This window comes from Mycoplasma marinum (genome assembly GCF_004335975.1).
GTDB classification, from domain to species: Bacteria; Bacillota_I; Bacilli_A; order Mycoplasmatales; family Metamycoplasmataceae; genus Mycoplasma_K; species Mycoplasma_K marinum.
The window spans coordinates 35867-56160 of the sequence record NZ_PSZO01000003.1; the positions used below are offsets into that span (position 1 = coordinate 35867).

At 27.4% G+C, this 20294-nt stretch carries 17 protein-coding genes; 5 read left to right on the forward strand and 12 right to left on the reverse strand.

Annotation, left to right across the window (positions count from 1 at the left end):
• Positions 1–31: 31 nt before the first annotated feature.
• The 3 genes from ruvX to C4B24_RS00985 all read right to left on the reverse strand — a co-directional run bounded on the left by ruvX (position 32) and on the right by C4B24_RS00985 (position 3867).
• Entirely contained in the window at positions 32–448 is a 417-nt protein-coding gene (gene ruvX, locus C4B24_RS00975; protein ID WP_131598471.1) for a Holliday junction resolvase RuvX, read from the reverse strand.
• The gene (gene alaS / locus C4B24_RS00980) at positions 441–3053 is read right to left on the reverse strand and encodes an alanine--tRNA ligase (RefSeq protein WP_131598473.1); all 2613 of its coding nucleotides are present in this window, start codon (positions 3051–3053) and stop codon (positions 441–443) included. Before alaS ends, ruvX begins: the two co-directional genes overlap by 8 nt.
• A gap of 478 nt (positions 3054–3531) precedes the next feature.
• Positions 3532–3867: a hypothetical protein gene (locus C4B24_RS00985; protein ID WP_131598475.1), complete on the reverse strand. Its 336-nt coding sequence runs from the start codon at positions 3865–3867 to the stop codon at positions 3532–3534.
• 815 nt (positions 3868–4682) lie between these two features.
• Between C4B24_RS00985 and C4B24_RS00990 the strand changes: the two genes are divergently transcribed.
• Positions 4683–5549: an Abi family protein gene (locus C4B24_RS00990; RefSeq protein WP_131598477.1), complete on the forward strand. Its 867-nt coding sequence runs from the start codon at positions 4683–4685 to the stop codon at positions 5547–5549.
• 7 nt (positions 5550–5556) lie between these two features.
• Here the strand turns inward: C4B24_RS00990 and C4B24_RS00995 are convergent, their stop codons facing one another.
• Positions 5557–6939, reverse strand: a complete 1383-nt coding sequence (locus C4B24_RS00995) for a Sapep family Mn(2+)-dependent dipeptidase (RefSeq protein ID WP_131598479.1) — start codon at positions 6937–6939, stop codon at positions 5557–5559.
• Positions 6940–6980: 41 nt separating this feature from the next.
• Here C4B24_RS00995 and C4B24_RS01000 point away from each other — a divergent pair, with 41 nt between their 5' ends.
• Complete coding sequence (locus tag C4B24_RS01000) at positions 6981–7607, forward strand: histidine phosphatase family protein (protein WP_131598481.1); 627 nt, start codon at positions 6981–6983, stop codon at positions 7605–7607.
• Between the two features lie 584 nt (positions 7608–8191).
• On the opposite strand, the gene C4B24_RS01005 is transcribed toward C4B24_RS01000, so the two are convergent.
• Both C4B24_RS01005 and mnmA read right to left on the reverse strand, forming a co-directional pair.
• Entirely contained in the window at positions 8192–8395 is a 204-nt protein-coding gene (locus tag C4B24_RS01005) for a hypothetical protein (RefSeq protein WP_131598483.1), read from the reverse strand.
• Positions 8396–8605: 210 nt separating this feature from the next.
• Positions 8606–9715, reverse strand: a complete 1110-nt coding sequence (mnmA, locus tag C4B24_RS01010; protein WP_131598485.1) for a tRNA 2-thiouridine(34) synthase MnmA — start codon at positions 9713–9715, stop codon at positions 8606–8608.
• Between the two features lie 507 nt (positions 9716–10222).
• On the opposite strand from mnmA, the gene C4B24_RS01015 reads away from it, so the two are divergent.
• From C4B24_RS01015 to C4B24_RS01025, 3 genes are all read left to right on the forward strand, one after another.
• The gene (locus C4B24_RS01015) at positions 10223–10600 is read left to right on the forward strand and encodes a hypothetical protein (protein ID WP_131598487.1); all 378 of its coding nucleotides are present in this window, start codon (positions 10223–10225) and stop codon (positions 10598–10600) included.
• A gap of 13 nt (positions 10601–10613) precedes the next feature.
• Positions 10614–11759 (forward strand): hypothetical protein, encoded by a 1146-nt coding sequence (locus C4B24_RS01020; protein ID WP_131598489.1) that lies wholly within the window; start codon positions 10614–10616, stop codon positions 11757–11759.
• Positions 11760–12144: 385 nt separating this feature from the next.
• Complete coding sequence (locus tag C4B24_RS01025; protein WP_131598491.1) at positions 12145–12528, forward strand: hypothetical protein; 384 nt, start codon at positions 12145–12147, stop codon at positions 12526–12528.
• Positions 12529–13036: 508 nt separating this feature from the next.
• Here C4B24_RS01025 and C4B24_RS01030 read toward each other — a convergent pair.
• From C4B24_RS01030 to C4B24_RS05200, 6 genes are read right to left on the reverse strand one after another with little or no spacing between them, the layout of a single operon-like run.
• Complete coding sequence (locus tag C4B24_RS01030) at positions 13037–13594, reverse strand: hypothetical protein (RefSeq protein ID WP_131598493.1); 558 nt, start codon at positions 13592–13594, stop codon at positions 13037–13039.
• Positions 13595–14869, reverse strand: coding sequence for an ABC transporter ATP-binding protein (locus tag C4B24_RS01035; RefSeq protein ID WP_131598495.1), 1275 nt, complete (start codon positions 14867–14869; stop codon positions 13595–13597).
• Entirely contained in the window at positions 14847–15932 is a 1086-nt protein-coding gene (locus tag C4B24_RS01040; protein WP_131598497.1) for an ABC transporter ATP-binding protein, read from the reverse strand. Before C4B24_RS01040 ends, C4B24_RS01035 begins: the two co-directional genes overlap by 23 nt.
• Positions 15932–16885, reverse strand: coding sequence for an ABC transporter permease (locus C4B24_RS01045; RefSeq protein ID WP_131598499.1), 954 nt, complete (start codon positions 16883–16885; stop codon positions 15932–15934). Before C4B24_RS01045 ends, C4B24_RS01040 begins: the two co-directional genes overlap by 1 nt.
• A 2-nt stretch (positions 16886–16887) precedes the next feature.
• Positions 16888–17907, reverse strand: a complete 1020-nt coding sequence (locus C4B24_RS01050) for an ABC transporter permease (protein ID WP_246005064.1) — start codon at positions 17905–17907, stop codon at positions 16888–16890.
• Between the two features lie 3 nt (positions 17908–17910).
• Positions 17911–20286 (reverse strand): ABC transporter substrate-binding protein, encoded by a 2376-nt coding sequence (locus C4B24_RS05200; RefSeq protein WP_246005065.1) that lies wholly within the window; start codon positions 20284–20286, stop codon positions 17911–17913.
• Positions 20287–20294 lie beyond the last annotated feature (8 nt).

Here is a 20294-nt window from a genome sequence, read left to right on the forward strand (position 1 = left end):
AATTTTATCAAATTAAATGATTTAAGCGCTTTTATATTCTCATTAGATAATCTTCAAGTATTAATTGAGCAGCTAACTTGTCTTTATTTTTCTTTCTCTTCTTGCGAGAAAGATTTGCTCCAATCATAATTTCATGAGCTTTGTTGGTAGTATTTTTCTCATCGATATATATTATTGGAACATTGAAATTTTTTTCAAGCACTTCCCTAAATTCTTCAATCATATAAGTGGTTTCCGACTTATCACCAGAAATATATGTTACATAACCAAGAACTATTACATCAATATCATATTCATCAAAGTATTCTTTTAACTTATTAATGGCAGCGTCTCAATCTCTTTCTTCAAAGCGAAAATTTTCTTTTCCTTGAGCTGTAAAGTTTAGTGGATCACTAAGTGCTATGCCCAATGATTTAGAACCTAAATCTAAACCAATTTTCCTAGCCATTAATAACCTTTTCAATAACTTCCTTCAATTTTGAGGAATTATCACATGCACCTTGTGCAAATTTTTTCATTCCCCCTCCTCTACCATTTGTTTCTTTGAATATATTTTGTAAAATCATATTTGAGTCTTTTTGATTAGAAGAAATAGCAATTAACATTTTTTCTTTTTTTGAACCAATTATAAATGTACCATTTGGGTATTTATCTCTTAAAGCAATAGCTAAAGATTTTATTTGACCAGGATTTTTAATATTTAAATCAATATAAAAACCATTAGTTAATACAACGTCTGGAACCTCTATCTTTTGAGATTTTTTTGATAATTTTTTGTTATCCGCCCTTAAATTTTCAATCAATTTTTTAGCCTTATTAATATTTAGGGCTGAAATCTTAATTCCATAATTAGGGTCTAAAATTTTATTTTTATTAAAAAGTTTTTCAATCTCACCATAAAGTTTATCAAGTTCTTTTTCAACAAATTTATCTACTGTAACTTTTGAAGTTATAGCTTCTAATCTATAAACTCCGGAACCTTTGTTTTCAACGGTTTTAATTTTGAATTTCTCAAGATAACTAGTATTAGGAACGTGTGTACCCCCACATAAATCCGTAGTTATGCCATCGAATTTTACCACTCTAACTTTTTCAGAATAAGAATCTTCATCAATAGTCATAATTGCTCCTAATTTTTCAGCACCTTTCAAATCTGTAATTACATAATTTCTATCAACTTTTCTAGAAACATATTCATTAACTAAATTTTCAACTCTTGTAATTTCTTCTTCAGTTGGTTTCTTTTCACATGGAAAGTCAAATCTTAATCTTTCTTCGTTATTATCAGAACCTAATTGTTCAATGACATCTGCACCAAAAACTTCACGCAATGCCCTGAATACTAAGTGAGTTCCAGAGTGATTTCTCATTAAACCATTTCTAACTTCATGATCAACTTCAAGTTTTACAGAACCCATTTTTAAATTACCTTCAATTTTATGAACGTGGTTTCCAAACTTATCTTTGAAAACATCTAAAACTTTTATTTTATTATTACCTTGTATGATAAAACCTTTATCATGTCTCTGTCCACCTGAAGTTGCATAAAATGGTGTTTCTGCAAAAATTGCATAACCAATACCATTAGTGGATTCAACGATTTTATTTTCATCCAATAATAAAGCAACTTCAGAAATCCCTTTTTCAATGTTTTGTGAACCCATTTCTTCATTACCATAACCAATAAACTCAGATATCTTACCCTTAACTTTTGTCAAGGATTCAATTTGTTTGGACATAGCATGTGTAACTTTCCCTCTTGAAGCCTCCGCATGTCTATCTTTGTACTCTTCAAATTTTGAAATATCTAATTTAATACCTTTTTCCTCTAAAATTTCTTGTGTCAATTCAATTGGAAATCCATACGTTTCAAATAGTTTAAATGCAATTGCAAAATCAAATTCTTCTCCTGGAATTATTGATTTTTCAAGTAATTCTTCACCTTTTTCAATTGTTTTAGCGAATGATATTTCTTCTTTTTTAATTATTGAAGAAACATTCTTAACATCAATTTCAAAAGGTAAAGAATCTCTAACAATGTTAACTAATTTATATAAGAAGGTTTTTTCTTCAATGCCCAATTGAAGTCCTGATCTATATGATCTACGAATTAAACGTCTTATTATATATCCTCGTGATACATTAGAGGGTTTTGCACCATCTTGTATTGCGTTAACAACAGCTCTCATATGATCAGCAATAATTTTAAATGACTTATTAACTTTCAGTTGTTTTTGTTCTTGAGTGAAGTAAGCTTCACCATCATACTTTTTACCTGTTAATTGTTCAACTTGACGGATTATAGGTATAAATAAATCAGTATCAAAATTAGTATGCCCACCTTGTAATATAGAAGCAATTCTTTCTAAACCAGCACCAGTATCAATATTTTTCTGAGCTAATTCATTATAATTACCTTCTCCATCATTATTGAATTCTGAAAAAACTATATTTCATATTTCAATATATCTATCATTATCTAAGTCCTGTTCTATTAATTCAATACCCCTTTTATCATAAACATCACCTCTATCAAAAAAGATTTCAGTATCAGGGCCACATGGTCCCATACCCATATCTCAAAAGTTCATTTCTCTATTACCAGAAACCAAATGAGAAGGGTCCACTCCCATTGAAACTCATGTATCATATGTTTTTTTATCTTCTTCATAATATGTTATATAAAGTTTATTTTTTTCAATTTGTAAAACTTTAGTTAAAAATTCTCAACCAAATTCAATTGCTTCTTCTTTAAAATAATCTCCAATAGAAAAATTACCAAGCATCTCAAAAAGTGTATGATGTCTTGATGTAACGCCAACATTTTCTATATCGTTAGTTCTAATAGACTTTTGAGAGTTAGTCAACCTTTTTCTTGGTGGTTGTTTTTTTCCAGAAAAGAAATCCTTAAGTGTGGCAACTCCTGAATTTATTCATAGTAATGATGGATCATTTACAGGTATAAGCGATTTAGATTCAACTCTTAAATGCCCTTTTGATTCAAAGAATTTCAATCATTCTTCCCTTAATTCCATTGATGTTAATTTCTTCATTTTATCTCCTTTGATAATAAAAAGCCCTGATAAGGGGCCAACGTACCACCCTTATCCGGACTCTTTACTCGTAACGTGAGTTATTCGCTTTTTAGTGTCTCAAAGGTTTGCACTTCCTTATCAAAGACATATATTCATTTAATAAAATAATTATATATTAAAAATAATAAATTAAAAATCTATTTAAAACAAATAGAAATTCTAAATATCGTCATAAATTTTTGTTATTTAAATTAGTGCACATTTTGGTAAAACCTATATTTTGGCATTTAATATTAATAAATTATTTTTGAATTTTCATAACAACACCTAATATTTTTATATTAAATTAATTTAGTGGTTTTATTTTGTTTTTATAAAATTAAAATTTATAAGGAACATACACCATCAAAAACTCCTGTATTTTATTTAAAAAACCTCGCCTTTTATTTAAAAAGCGAAGGTTTTTATTTTTAAAATTATATTGTCATATTAATGATTAAATAGCTTTTATAAATTTAACATTTGAGAATTTTTCAGTCATTAATTTTGAACCTTGTGATAAAAACACAAGATTTAGAATTAATATAATAGGGAAGAAAAATGCTACTGAAATAGTTGCTAGTAAAATGTATACAATTTTTTGATCTTCTCTAATTTTAAATGAATATCCCATTAATTTTGAACCAATTGTTCAATTTCTTGTAAGCATGAAATACAAGTTTAAAATTGGGAATACGATTGTAAAAGCTAGAACTAAGTTAATAAGCCCCGCTAAAAATCTTTTCCCCATTGTCATTTCTACTTTTGCTATGTTTTTTTGAATTTTATCCATAATATTACCTCTTTCATTTTTATATATGCAAAAAAAATTATAACATTTAATGTAAAATCAACTCATTTTTATCACTTTTTACTTTGATTTTTAGTAAGATAGCATCTATAAAGCATTATTTTCAACAATATTACTTTTTAAAAATCTTATTTACATTCTTTATTGTATGAATATTGGCCATAAAAAGGTATTGCGTAACTGTGTCAAATATATAAATTTTATGAAATCCTTTTCCTCGAACCTTTAAAAATATATGAAAGAATCTTTTAACGTAATCTAGTATATTCTTGGCATTGTCTGAATTTATCACAAATAATATCTATTTAAGATATTTATTGAAAATAATTTTATCTATATAGGATATTAAGTTAGAAAATAATAGTTTCTATTTATTCAAAGAATTTTCCCTAAACATTCAATCGTTTTCTGCAAAATTTTCAAAATAATAAACATATAGTAGTAACAAACATTGTACATTATGAGTTATAAAAAAAATAGATACAACATCAGAAAGAACTACTAATTTTCAATTATATAAAATAGCTTATTATAATTAAGAAAGGGAACATCTCTTTATCAATATCATCATTTTAAAAGTACTTATAATTATTGTTTTCTTTTATTTAAATTTTAACTAATAAACGGACTGCATTCAAGAGAATTTTCACCATTATTACATCTATTCTAATATCTTATGAAAATTTAATCCTCTATAAAAATTTATTGGATAAAATAAAAAAATATCGAGAGTATCTCTAATTAAAAAAATATGGATACTTCAATAAATTAAAAAATATAAATGGTAAAATTATCTTATGAAAATTAAATATAAACAAGAGAATTTCACATTAAGCAATTTAACTATTAAAGAAGCCTCAAAAAAAATAAAGAAAAAAATTAAAACAAGTGAATATTGAAAGTGAATAAGTGAAAAACATGAAATTAATTACATTATAAATTTTTTAGGACCACTATTATTGGATGATGAAAATAAAAAATTCTTTAAAAATGTAACGATTTATGATTTATTCAACATATATTATATTGATTTCATAATTAAAAATGATTTGCTAGTTATGTGTCAAAAAATAGAAAGGTATTTAAAAGTTTCTATGTTGGAAGAAATTCCGAGTATATTCTTAAAGGAAAAGTCTAAAACTCTTGGATCGAAGGTTGAATTTTATAGCAAGAAACATCTTGATGATTCTCAGCGTTATAAAATAATGAATCACTTTGTAAAAATTGTTAACACTGATTTTAAAACGGTGAAAGATTTTCAAAATTTCTTAAAGTCTGTAAAGAGGATAAGAAATTTTTGTGCACATGGATTCAACAAAGCTAAATATTACAATTGGAATTCAGATTATTCTCAAGGAACTTATAGAAGTGTTGGAAAATATTACTTTAAATATGATCTTTTGCAACTTTTAAATGGTTCAACAAGGGGTTCTGTATTGGATTTTAAAGAAAATTTAATTGACATTTTTGAGAATAGACCTTTTTCTACAAATGAATTAAATGTTTTAATATGCAAAAGGTATATTGGATCAAATACGCCATATAGTTTTGATTGGAATAAATACTCCAATAAAAAAACTGATAAGTTTAGTCTGAATAAATTCCTACAAGCTAATTCGCCTTATAAAAAAATAAAAAACACTACAGATTTTAGTGAACTATAGTGTTTTTTTATCACTCTTGATTTCCCATTTTTATCAATGCATGAATATATATTTCTGCTTGCTTAACTATTTCATCTCACTTAACTCTCTCATCAATAGCATGCATTCTTCATTCAGAACCAGGGAACAATCCTCCAAAAGCTATACAATTATTAGTAACTTTTGCATATGTACCGCCACCAGATGTAATTAATTCAGACTTATAATCACCTGTTAACTCTTGATATGTTGAATATAAAGTGGAAACTATCTTACTATCAGGCGCATAATAAAGAGGCTCGTTAGCATTAATTATATTAAAATCAAAACAACAAAAATGTTCGGATACTTTTTCTTCTATTTCACTTGAAGTCATACCATATGGGAAGCGAATATCCATTTGTAGTTCAAAATTATTTTCAACCATTTTAGCTATAGAAGCATTGATACTAACATCTCCAAATTCTAAAGTTTTTGGATTAATCCCAATTTTTGTCCCGTCAGTTTCATTGAAAAAGTTTTCTGTAATTATTTTCATTACATTATCATTAGTTAATTCATAAAGAAATTTTGCTAAGAATAACACTGCATTAACACCTTTTTTTGGAGTTGACCCATGTGCTGGTATACCTTTAATTGAAATTAATGTATTTTCACCTTGAGAATCTACACTACCTTCTAATTTATTCTTTTCTAAAAATTCAAAAAATGGTGTAGATACCTCCATTAAATCTAAAGTTATCTCAGCCTCTGCATAATCAGGAACAATATTAATTGTCTTACCCCCATTAAATTTTTTGATAATTTCACTATCGAAATTTAATGTTAGTTTCCCTTTCGCACCACCTTTTTCATTATTTATACCTGGAAATGCATTGTCAGCAGTGAAGGCTGCTAAAGGTTGCTTATTCAATGAAAAATATTTTTTAATTCCTTCATAATTTGTCTCCTCTGAACCTCCTATTATTAATCTAATTGGTTTTGCTAATTTGATTTTTAAGTCTTTTATAACTTTAAGAGCATAGTAAACTGCAATTAAAGGACCTTTGTCATCTTGTGTACCTCTACCATATATAAATCCATCTTTTTCTAGTGGATCTCATGGGTTTTGGATTCACTTTTCAGGATTTGCAGGTACTGTATCAATATGGCAAATTACCCCTATGTAATCATCATCGCTTTTTTTTGTTCTAATATCTAGAGCATATCCTTCGTATTCCTTAACCAACATCCCTTCTTTTTTTGATTTATTAATCATATATTCCATTGCTGATTTAACACCATCTCCAAAAGGTTTATTTTTTCCAGCAGTTTTATAATCCCTAGTAGAATTTATTTTTACCAATTCTTTTAATGATTTTTTCATCTCATCATTATAGAATTCTAATTTCTGTTTTATTTGTTTTTCCATAAAATAATTTTAGTATAATTTATACAAATAAAGGAGCTAAAATGAAATTATTTTTTGTGAGGCACGCACAAACAGAATGAAATAAAATTAAGAAATTTCAAGGGCAACTAGATTCACGACTTACAGAAGAAGGTATAAAACAGACAATTTCACTTAAAAATGAAATGTATAAATATGATTTTTCCCAAATATTTTCAAGTCCATTAGGTAGAGCTGTTGAAACATCAAATTTATTAAAAAAAGAAACAACTAACCTAATTTTAGTAGATGATTTAAAGGAAATGAGTTTTGGTGATATTGAAGGCATGAAAAAAGATGATATACAGATAAAATATCCAAAACTTTTAAATAATCTTTGAAACAATACTCTTGAATATAATCCTTCATACTTTAACGGAGAAACTTATGAAGAACTGGAAATAAGGGCAAGAAGAGCGCTTGATTTAATAATAAAAGAAAATAAAAATTCATTGATAGTTACTCACGGAGTTATTTTAAAGGTGTTGTTTAAAATAATTAAAAATAAATCTTGAAAAGATATGGAAAAAGAAGCCTTCTTACACAATACAAGCATAACAACAATTAATTATGAAAAAGGTAAGTTTACAATTGAGGATTTCTCTAATATTGATCATTTAAAGGATTTTAATTTAGAGACATTTGTTTAGTAGATTTAAAAAAAGAGTAAAACTCGCATACTTTGTAAAGGCGAAAGATAAAGTGGACTTTTTGAACTCTTGCTTCTGCAAGAGTTTTTAATGTTAATCTATTTTGTAATTATATAATTTTAAGCATTCCTGAATATATGCTTCAACTTAGTCAAATGATAATATCTTTTTGAATATGTTCAAACATTCTGATTTGACATTAAAGAAAATCAACTTCCCCACTATCTAAAGAGTTCCAATTCTAGACATTGAAATAGCCTCACCTAATTTGTGTATCATTAATCAAAATCATTAGAAGATTATTAACTCTCATGATCTGAGTAAATAATCTTTCGTTTTAAATCTGTGTTTCTAATATATTCCAAAACCAGGTTGTTATCATCGTATTCCCTTTTAATTAATTTTTTTATTCAATAATAATGTTTTTTGATTTGCCTTATTATATGAACAAGCACCCCAAGGCCTTTAACTAGGTACCTATTCCCTATGCCAAGCATTTATTGCGTATTTTATTAATGAACACTACTTGTCTTTCCTTATACAATGTTTTTTATTCATTAAGAAAGATTGAGTAGTAACTTTTTTTAAATTGGATTTCTTTGCAACTTATAAGTAGTATTCTTATTTTTTTGCATCCTTTTATATCTTTTAGTGATTCTAATAAGATTTTTTGTAAATTCATCTCAATCTATAGCTTTTTTTGGTTTTTCCATTGCTTTTTTGCCCGTTATACTTCCAACTATATCAGTATCGCCATTTTTTATAACATAAGTTCTTGACCAAATCACCCCTTTTGCTCGTTGGAGATTGTCTCACCTTTAATTTTGGCATGGTGTATCAAGATGCATATATTCTAAAACTTTCACACTCCTTAAAAATTATTGTTCATTGTTTCACTATTAATTATTCAAAAATAAAAAGTGAACTCCTTATTATGGAACTCACATTATCTTTCTACCTTTAATGAAGGTATAAATTTTATTCTATTTTTTATTTAACTAAACATATTCTATTTTTTTGCCATTTCTAAATATCTTGTCAATTGTAGCACCACCAATGCATTTTTCACCATCATAGAGAACTACTTGTTGACCCGGTGTAACTGCTTCAAATAAATCATAAGACAATATTATTTTATCTTCATGAATTTCTAATTTAGCCTTAACATCAGTTTGTCTATATCTAAATTTAACAGTGATGTTATCGATATTAAAATTATCAGTATTAAAATTTACATCAACTGCTTCTAATTTATCTGAAAGTAGATATTCATTTTTAGACGCTGGAGCAGCTCAGATAATTTTTTTATCCATATCATGTCCAGCAACAAAATAAGGCTCATTCATCCCTCCTAAATTAAGACCTTTTCTTTGACCAATAGTATAATACATAACCCCAATATGATTACCAATTATCTCTCCGGTTGTAATATCTCTAATTTCACCAGGTTGCGTTGCAATATAGTTTTGTAAAAATTGTGTAAAATTTCTCTCACCAATAAAACAAATACCAGTTGAATCAGGTTTATTAGCAGTTACAAGACCTTGTTCTACAGCAATTTTTCTAATCTCTGGTTTAGTTAAATCAGATAAGGGGAAAAGAGATTTAGATATTTGTTCTTTTGAAAGTTGTGAAAGAAAATAAGTTTGATCTTTATTCATATCTTTAGCCCTAAATAATTCTCCATCCTTTTGTTTTGCATAGTGACCCATTGCAATATAATCAGCACCCAATTCATTGAATGCGTATTCCATAAATTTATCAAACTTAATATATTTATTACATAAAATATCCGGATTTGGAGTTCTACCCATTTTATATTCTTTAATAAAATAAGCAAAAACATAATCTCAATATTCCTTGACAAAATCAACTCTATGAATTTCAATACCTAACTTTTTCGCAACTTCTTGAGCATCTGCTCAATCTTTTTCTTCAGGACATTTTTCTTGATTAGTTGCGTTTTTATTACCTAAAATATCGTTATTTGCAACCGAATCTCAATTACGCATAAAAGCACCAACAACTTCATGCCCTTGTTCCTTTAATAAAAATGCAGCTACAGATGAATCAACTCCACCTGACATACCTATAATTACTTTTGCCATTTTATTACTCCTTGAGTGAAATACACTTTAGTATTTTAATGTGTAAATTATAAACTATTTAAAAAATAAGTACAAAAAAACAAGAAAAATACCCTTAGATTAATACATCTAATTAATTAGTAATAAATATGGTTAAAATACAAAATATAAATTTAAATAAGCAATGATAGGGGGTAAAATGAAGAAAATAAAATCAAAATACTTTACTTATATTTTAGGAGGGACAGCAGTTGCGGTGGCAGGAGCAACGATTATTAGTCAACAGTTAGCATAATTACAAAAATTGAAAATCATAAGACTAACTCAAATAAAATTTCTGAGCAATTTAAGGATAATTATTTTTACAATACAACTTTAGTTAAAATTGAAAAAATAGAAAATGAAGAACTTAAAAATGGGACATTAGGAATTACATTACCAAAAGACCTATCGGGAACTAAAGTTACTTATTCACGCCCTTAAATTGAAAAAGATGGAAAATTAGAAGTTATCCTCAAAATAAGCAAAGTGTCTGAAAAAATTGTAGAACATAAGATTATTGTTCACATTAAAGGTATTAATAAAGCAAAAGTTCCTGAGACAATAAAAAATATTTCTAAGCAAATTTCGAAGACGGCAAATTATAATTCAAATAAAGCAATTGCAGCGGTAAAAAATATTGCATTTGTCGATAAAACTCTTGGCATTGATATTCTTGATGATTTAGAAGGTGTTGATGTTAAATATACACACAAAAAGATTGACCACAATGGAACTTATGATGTTACATTAAGCTTTAGTAAGAACGGTGCGACCGATTCAGTTGTTGTTAAATTAACAGTTACAGGTATGGATGTTGCTCAAAAAAATAAAATTAAAGAAGAAGCTAAAACAGACTTTCAATAAAATATCGGACGCATTGAAAAATATAAGTTTTACAAAAGTGGAAGATTACAATAAAAGTGGCGCAATACCATACTATACTACATATCAAAGTTCCAACAGTAAGTCATTGGATGCTATAATTGGAACAAGTTTTATGAATATATATAACAACTTAGATCCAGGTTGAGAAATTCAATTAGGAAAACGAACAGTTACTGGTGGTACTCCTGTTTTACTTTGAATTAAGCTTATATATAAACGTTCTGATTGATATGACCTTAATGGTGTTATTTGAGATAAAAATGATAGAAGTGGAGCGCAAGATATCAATATTGCAAGCATAATAACAAATAGAGAGAGAAACAAAACTGATTCATTAGATATAAATAAAATAGTGAACTCAATAAATTTAGGAGCTAATTATAATTCAACATTCGGAGCTATAACTTCTGCAAAAGATGTGAAATTAGTTAGCGGCAACCTTGGAATAACACTTCCTAACGATTTAAAAGGCACAAATATAACATATTCTCATGACGGAATCGATGCCAATGGTGAATTAGTAGTTACATTGACAATTTCAAAAGGATTTGGAACTTCTGTAACTAAATCAGTAAAAGTTAATGCAACAGGAATAAATGGTACTGGACCAATGATAAAAATGAAAGACGATGCCAAAATAGGATCTAGAACATTAAGTCATGATTCAAAATCCAACTCGTTTAATATTAGTTTATATAAAGATGAAAATATTAATGAGCAAATGCTTAAAGATTTATTCATAATTCCTTCTGGAATAACAATTTCATCTAATTTTACAACTAATCCAGTAGATTCAAGTGATATAAATTCAATTCAAACTATTACATTAACAGCAGAAAACATTGCAGGATATAAGACAAAAGTAATGATTAATATTAAATTTATGTCGGAAAAAGAAGTTGCTAAAGATATATTTGCACAAATTATAAATAAAATTGAAAATACCGGAAATACATCAGTATATTATTATAATTTTGTATCAAAAAATATATCATATTATACAAAATATGATAATAAAAATAAAGACTTGATAAATACAGTTCTTAAGACAAATTTACAAGATATATATGCCAATCTTCCAAGTGGATGAGAAATCTTATTTGGGAAAAACACTAACAATAAAAATAGTCCTATTTAATATATTTAAAAGTTAAACATTGGAATAAAGAATTTAATATGGATGGAAGTGTTTGAACAAAAACTGATTCATATCCTTCATTAGATATCGCAAGTATAATTCGAAATAAATTGTAATGTTAATGCATTTAATTTGTACCCAATATCAAAACTTAAAACATATCTCCAAAAAAATAATGGGTGGTATGTTTTTTTTATGTGGACAATAACTAAAAGAAATAATGAATCTTAAATCAATAAAATTAATAGTGTATAAAAAATATTTTTGAAATAGATGATTATTAATAATCAATTATTTTCTAGTTTTATTTTATCTCCACCTTTTCGTAAAACATTTTTAATACATTCATTAGTATTATAAAGGGTATATTTAGTATAATATTTTTATGAAGAAATTATTTAATAAATATGACCTTGGATGGTTTATAGTGCTATTCTTAGCTATTTCCATAACATTAATGTCAATGATGCTTGCACATTGCTCTTATAAATTGATTTCACATGTCTATTTTGGATTAACAATAGTTGGATTTTGTGGAATACTATTTTCATGAATATCGCGTAAAAAGGATAATGCAATATATAAAAAAGGTAATAAAAAGATCACAGATAGTGATAAGAGAATTATAGAACATTATACTTTTTCTCAAAAATATAATATGGATTCTTTTAGACAAGCAAAAACAAGGCAAGCAATAAGATTTTTAACAATAATTATTTTACCTACACTAGTTTGTTTTAGTATTTCTTTAATTTTTGCTTTCATTTAATATAAAACTTAAGGGGGAGACCCTTTTTTTATTTTTATAATTATCTATAAAAGAAAAACCTTTTTTAGCATTAAAAAAATAAGGAACACCTTCTGTAATTAATATAAGTGGTTGAATAATATTGAATTTTTAAAGATATAATTTTCAAAAATATTATAAATTCTATTGAAACTAATTTTTTATATGCATAAATGACATTTAAAGTGCTAAAAGAGATTGTTTTTTAAAATGAAAATGTCATATATATAATAATTGGAATCTATAGTTTAAATCAATTAATTAATAAATTATATGGAATCTTATATATTGATAATAGTTTTGAAATTATCGCAACAAGCGATGACATTAAAAAAACAAGTCTAAATTATAACAATTCCCATATTAACAAGTTCTTGTATCTCTCCGAAAATTAGCATTGATTAAAAAACAGGCATTATAGCCTGAATTATAAATTATTTATTTTTCAATTAAAATATAAAATAATTAATATTTACCAAAATTCAAAACCTTATTCAGGTAATTCCACTTTAATTTGTTCATTGGTATATATAATTGGAAGTTTTTCTATCTTTAGCTCTTCCATAAGTATTCTTCTAATATATTGTCTCATAGATTTTTTATCGATAATTTTATTTTTATACAGATTTTTTGTAATTGAAATCTCCTCTATAAAATCTTTAGAAAAATTAACCCCATTTATTGTGTCGTAATATTTAAGATAATCAAAAATATGTTTTGTTTCCCATTCTTCTATTGTTTTATCAACTATTTTTTTATCAACACCTGAATTTTTATATAAATTAAAAGAGGTAAAAATAGGAATGAATAAAGGTGCAATTAATATTCCAAATCAATTTAATTTTTTATATTTTGCAGGTGTGACCCTATATGCTTTAATCGCTAAAATGGATGTTATTATTCAACAAGCGACTAATCAAAGTATCGCAAAAATATGTAATCCTAAACGTAAATGAGCAAGGGCAAATGATAACCAAAGTAGTGTGAATGCTGATGAAATAGCTGAAAATATACTTACACTTAAGTGCATTGTTTCTTTTTTAAACATTTAAGCCTCCTTCGCTCATTTTTCAATCTCTTTTTTTGTACCAAGTACAAAACGTTTTCCAGTAGATCCAACTTTAAATCATGAAGGTTGTGTTTTTTCATCATAATTATGTTGTGTTGAGTCATATTGTACATCAGAAAGAGACTTTTTATGAGAATCAATTGATGGAACCGCAGCTAATAATGATTTAGTATACGGATGAATAGGGTGCTTAGAAATTTCATCAGTTGTACCAATTTCTACTACAACACCCTTATACATAACTGCAATTCTATCAGAAATATATTCAACCATACGTAAATCATGAGCAATTAATAAAATCGAAAGATTAAAGTTTTTTTTCAAATCGTTGAAAATATTAATAACTTGTGCTTGAATTGAAACATCAAGTGCTGAAATAGGTTCATCGGCAACTAATAATTTTGGTCTAAGTACAACTGCTCTTGAGATACCAATACGTTGTTGTTGACCACCTGAGAATTCTAAAGGAAATCTATTTAAAATTCTCTCAGATAAACCAACTGATCCCAAAATATCAATTACTAATTTTCTCTTAATTGCTTTTGTACCAAGTTTACCAAGTGTAAAGATGTTTCTTTCTTCCATTCTTAATTTTAAATATGTAATTACCATTTTATTAATAGGTTCTATCGATCCAAGAGGATTTACATAAAGTAATTCCTTAATTTTCAAATATTCCTTATTATTTTGGTATTCATTATATTTAATTTTATCAAAAGTATTGAAATAATCAATTTTATACTTTTCTTTTTTAATAATTTTAAGGACATTAACAAGAGTTTTATTGTCAAATATTTTCATATAAGCACTTTTAACATCAATATTATCTAACCCTTCAGAAATAACTTTATAAATATTTTTATGAGGATTAAGTGAGTTAGCAGGATCCTGAAAAATCATTTGTGTTTTATTAACAATAAATTTATTTAATTCACCTTTAAGTTTATTAATATTCTTAGGTAAATTTCTACCAAGAATATTAATTTGACCTTCTTTTCTGCTTACCAAACCCATAATTGCATTTCCGGTAGTTGATTTACCAGAACCCGATTCACCAACAAGACCAAGCACCTCACCTTCATAAATATTGAAGGAAATACCTTTTACTGCTTGAATTGCCCTAATACCTTTACCAAAGGTAACAGAAACATTCCTTAGATATGAAATTATTTCTCTTCCATCATTATCCAATCTTTCTTCAAGAGTTACAGGAGAAATAGTTGGTATATATTTATTTTTTATTGTTGTTGCCATCTTTTCCTCTTTTCTCTTTTTTAAATGCAGCCCTTCTTTCCAAAATTATTTTCGGAACATTTATTTTTGGAGCTCTTTTATCAAGTAACCATGTTTTTGCATAGTGTGTTTCAGAAATCTTAAATAATGGTGGTTCTTTTTCAAAATCAATACCAATTGCTCACTCATTACGAGGCGCAAATGCATCACCAACAATATTATTTAAATTAGCAGGTGCAGAACCAGGAATTGTTTCAAGTCTTTCACCTTGGTTAATATCTGGTGTAGATAATAATAGTCCTCAAGTATATGGATGTTGTGAATTTCATAGAACTTCATCAGAAGTACCATATTCAACAATTTGACCTGCATACATAATTGCAATTCTATCTGCAATTGATGCAACAACACCTAAATCATGAGTAATGAAAATAACAGAAATATTATATTCTTTTGTTAAGTCATTAATAATATCAAGTATCTGTGCTTGAACTGTTGGATCAAGTGCGGTTGTTGGTTCATCAAGTATCAATATTTTTGGTTGACAAGCAATAATAGATGCAATAACAACACGTTGCTTCATACCACCAGACATTTGATGCGGATACATATCCATTACCAATTCAGGATTATTAATTTTTGTCTTTTTAAGATACTCAATTGCTTTTGCTTTTGCTTCCTTTTTATTTTTTACTAATTTATTAACTAACATGCCTTCCATAATCTGTTTTCCAACTTTCATAGTAGGAGTTAATGTAGTCATAGGATTTTGGAAAACTGCTGAAATAGTAGTACCCCTCAATTTAGAAAGTTCTCATTTTTTATTACTAAAATCTTGAACTTCATGGCCATCAACAATGATTGTTCCTTTTTCAATAATTGAATTATCACCTGTTAAACCATATAAAGTTGATGTAATAACAGATTTACCAGAACCTGATTCTCCAATTAAAGCAAGGATTTCACCTTGTTTTAATTTTAAAGAAGCCCCCCTAATAACTTTATTGATTTCTTTTGGGTTAGCAGGATTTTTGAAGGATAATCATAAATCATGAATTTCCACTACATTTTTTTGTTTTTCCATTATCTTTGCCTCCTTAAAGCATCCTGAGTTGCATTACCAATTAATTGAACTGAAGTTGTTAATGAAATTAAAAGGAAAGCTGGAATTAATGTATATCTTGGGAATAAAGTAATCATAGTGGAACCATCAGTTAATAAATTACCCAGTGTTGCTTCATTTGGAATAGAAAGACCAACGAAAGCTAATCCAGCTTCAGCTAAAATTGCCCCCGGAATTGTAAACACTAACTGTGTTATTAAAATAGGAACCGTAACAGGGATAAAGTTAAGAACAATTTTTCAAGCAGGTGTACCAAGAACTCTTGAAGCAGTAACTCATTCATAGTTTTTAGCACGCTTAACTTGAGCACGAATTTGTTGGGACATTCCAATTCATCCTGTTAAACACAATGCCATAACCATGATTCAAAATGATGGTTTAATTGCAACCATAGCAATAATCATGATAATAATTGTAGGAATATTTGAAATAACTTTTATTATAAATTGCATAACAATATCGAATTTTTCAAAATATCCCATTAAAACACCAATTGTTAAACCAATAAAAACATCGATTAATGTTGCCATAACAGCAATTCCTAGTGAGAATCTTAATCCAGTTCATAATCTAGCTCATACATCTCTACCTAAATCATCAGTTCCAAATATATGACCTTTACTAAACATATTTGCATATGCATTTGAAATATCTGTTGTTTTAGGATCTTGTGATGTAAACGGAATTATTAGTGCAAGTGCAATAAGTAAAATTAATATAAAGAACCCTACTAATCCTCCGAAATTTTTAGAAAATCTATGTACAAATTCAACAAATGGATTTCCTTTTGGTTTAAGTGTTTTTTCATCACGTAATTCAAAAACATTACCAATAGCTTCCCATTGTTTATAAGCAAAAGGCTGTAAATATTTATTTGGTGCCGAACTTACAAATTCATCTTTAATTTTAGTCATATTTACCTCCTCCTAATTCTTGGATCCATTATTGCGTATAATGCATCACGTAAAATAAATGAAACAATTGTCAATAGCGAGAATATTGTTACTAAGAATAAAATAATATTCTGATCTTTTGATTGAATTGCATTAATAAACATTGCTCCTGAACCTGGAATTTGGAATATTTTCTCAATGAAAATTGAACCAATAAATGAACTAAGAACAACAATTGGGAAGAAAGTTGCAATTGGGAACAATGAAGGTTTTAAAGCATGTCTTCAAACAAATCTATTTCTACTTACTCCTTTTAAGTAAGCGAATTTAGCATGAACTGAATTTAATTCAGAATTTAATTCAGTTCTGATGAATCTAACATAAGTTATAGATCCAACAAGCGAAAGTGAAATAGCTGGCATAAATCATGAAGCTATATTAGTTGCATCATAGATATAAGGCAAACTAACAGATTTCGCTAATAATAACATAAATAATCCTAAAACCATTGAAGGAATTGAGATTAATATTGCGATAATAATTGTAGCAAATGAGTCTACAATTTTCCCGGGTCTTTTACCAACAACGATTCCTAATGGAATACCAATAAGCAATGTTAGAATCACAGATATAGAACCTATTACAAATGATGTTCCAAATCTTCCTCAAACAAATGCATTTATTGGTTTTTCCGGAAATAACGTTGATGAAACACCAAAATCTCCGTGAATAAGATTACCAATATACATGATAAATCTTTTTATACTTGGGTAGTCCAAGTGATACTTAACTATAACAATTTGCCTTTGAGCATCATCAAGACCTTTCAATAAGCCATTTTCTCCTGGCATACTATCAATTAAGAAGAAAACGATTGTTATAACCAAAAATGATATTACTAAGAATTCAGCAATAAGTTTTAAAAGGAAATAAATTGGATACATGTATTTATTCCTAGTTATTAAAAAATATTTGGAATAAATATTATGAAAAATATTTGTTTTTTCTTTTGGATTTTGTTTATTTTTTACTTGTTTTGTCATATTTTAGTCTTCCTCCAATCCTGGTAAATTAGGTCTTGGTTTATTATCAACGTCGTAAGCAAATTTCAAACTCATTGATTTACCAAAACTAGCACCCATTAATCTACTAATATCTCATTCTTTATCAACTTCCATCAAAGGTATTATCGGCACAGATTCACGAATTAATTTTTCAAATCCTGCTAATGTTTGTGCAACAAAACTATCACTAAAATTGCCACCTTCTCCAATAAAGAAATTCTCAAATTTATCCATAATTTTCTGTCTTTCATCTTGATTTTTAGGTATCGCATTTGGTATTAACTCATTAATTTTATCTCAAACTTTTGAAGAAATTTCCAATTGATCTTTAAGCATATCTCAAGTTTTTTGTTTTTTCCTTTTGTTTTTAAAAGTAGTATACGTTCAAGAACCTGCAGGATTATTTCTAAATCCAGTTGTCTTAAATTGCTCTTTATTTATACCATCAGGAAGTAAGAATCTTTTAATATATGCAGAACCAGAAGTTGTATCGTATTTATCATAATTCCCATAAATTATATCGAAATTACCAGTTAATTGTTGTTGTACAAAAACATTCTGAGGCAACGATTTTTCTTCTAATTTAACATAATCACCAAATTGTCTTCTAAAGAAATTTGAAAGACCAATAAATATTTTTCTAGTCTCAGGAGTACTTGGATCAACGAATTTTAAAGTAACTTGTTTTTGATTTGGATGTGCTTTCTTATATTGATCAATATAATATTTTGCAGTCTCTGGATCATATCCACTATCTACCCTATTTGAGTGTTCAAACATATGTGTTCCAGATAAATGCCCTTGTCAATCAATATTTTCAATTGGGAATTTTTTACCATTTCCAGCTTTATAAACTTCTCCTTCTCAAATATTATGAGAATTTTTATAAACATCTCAATGAGTCTCTACATTTCTTGACTTTGTATCCTTAGCTGAATTAAATGAAGTTCATTTTACAACCGGAAATGATGTTTGTCATCCTGCATATCTAAGCATTTGTTCTCTATTTATTGCATATGAAATAGCTTTTCTTAAATTTTCATCTTGCAAAGGTGAATTAGAATTTGTACTTTTATCTAAATTTAATGAAAGTGCAATTGTTCCATATCCTGACTTTTTCTTCATATATCTACGTTTTTTAAGGTCAGACCAAAATTTCATTTGATAAATACTAGGAACTTTTGTACGAGAAATTTTACCATCATCAAATAAAGTACCTTTTATAACTTCATCTTCTTGAAAATAAAGTTTAATTTTATTAGGTATAACATGTTTTTCATCAAAATACTTTTCAGATTTTTTAAGTGTAAGAGAACCTCGTTGTCCTAAAATTAATGAATTGATATCAAATGGACCATTTCAAATGAAGTTTTTTGCTGAATCTCCAAAATGCATAATTCCACCATGATCTTCAATAAATTTTTTATTAATTGGTAAAAATCCTGGTCTTTCAAATTCACCTATAGCAGTATTAATGTCTATAGGTTGTGCAAAAGAATAATGAACTATGGAATTAGCCCATTCTCCTTTGGCATCTCTTTCATTTTCAGGAACAAGACTTTTAACAAAATCCAATGAAGTTTCTTTAGAATTATAAACAATTTCATTTTTTAAACTTTTCATCCCTGAAGAAACACCCAGTTTAAAATCACTTTTCCCAATTGTTCCGTCTTTTCTTAATTTGCCGTCAAATGGAGATGGATATATTTTCTTGTTCTTTTTATAATACTCGTATTGCGCATTATAAACGTCATTTACACCTCTAATATTTAAATTTCTGATTTTTGCAATTTTTTGGGAACCATTTTTTAAATTAAGTATTGCTTTTGCTGAATCCACATAATCAGAACCTTGCACCACTCTTGCATTTTTTTCATCTCATTTTTTATCACCACTTCTTCATTTTGATTTTCCATTTAAACGGAAAAACATGTCTAAGATTAACCCTTGGCCGTTTACAATAATGATGAAAGATTTTGAATTTTTACCTAAAAATACTGAACTAGATGTATAACCAGAATCTGAAATTTCATAAGATTGACTACTACTTACTACACTTCCATCTCCATCATCAACATGATAAAGTTCCACAGATAAAGGATCAAGTCTAAGTTGAGATTTTAAATCACCAGATGGACCATGAGAAAATAATCCGTCCATTAATGAACTAGCAACAGTACTTGTAGGCCCATCATATTTAATATAATTAAGCGAATTTATAGTGGGAACCGCTAAACCAAAATCATATTTTTCCTTATGTGAATATTTATTAGAAATAAATAAAGTTAATGGAAGAACAGATATTGCTGCTGCTGCACCCGTTATGGGTATTATAACTTTTGTAAATATTTTTTTCATATTTTCCT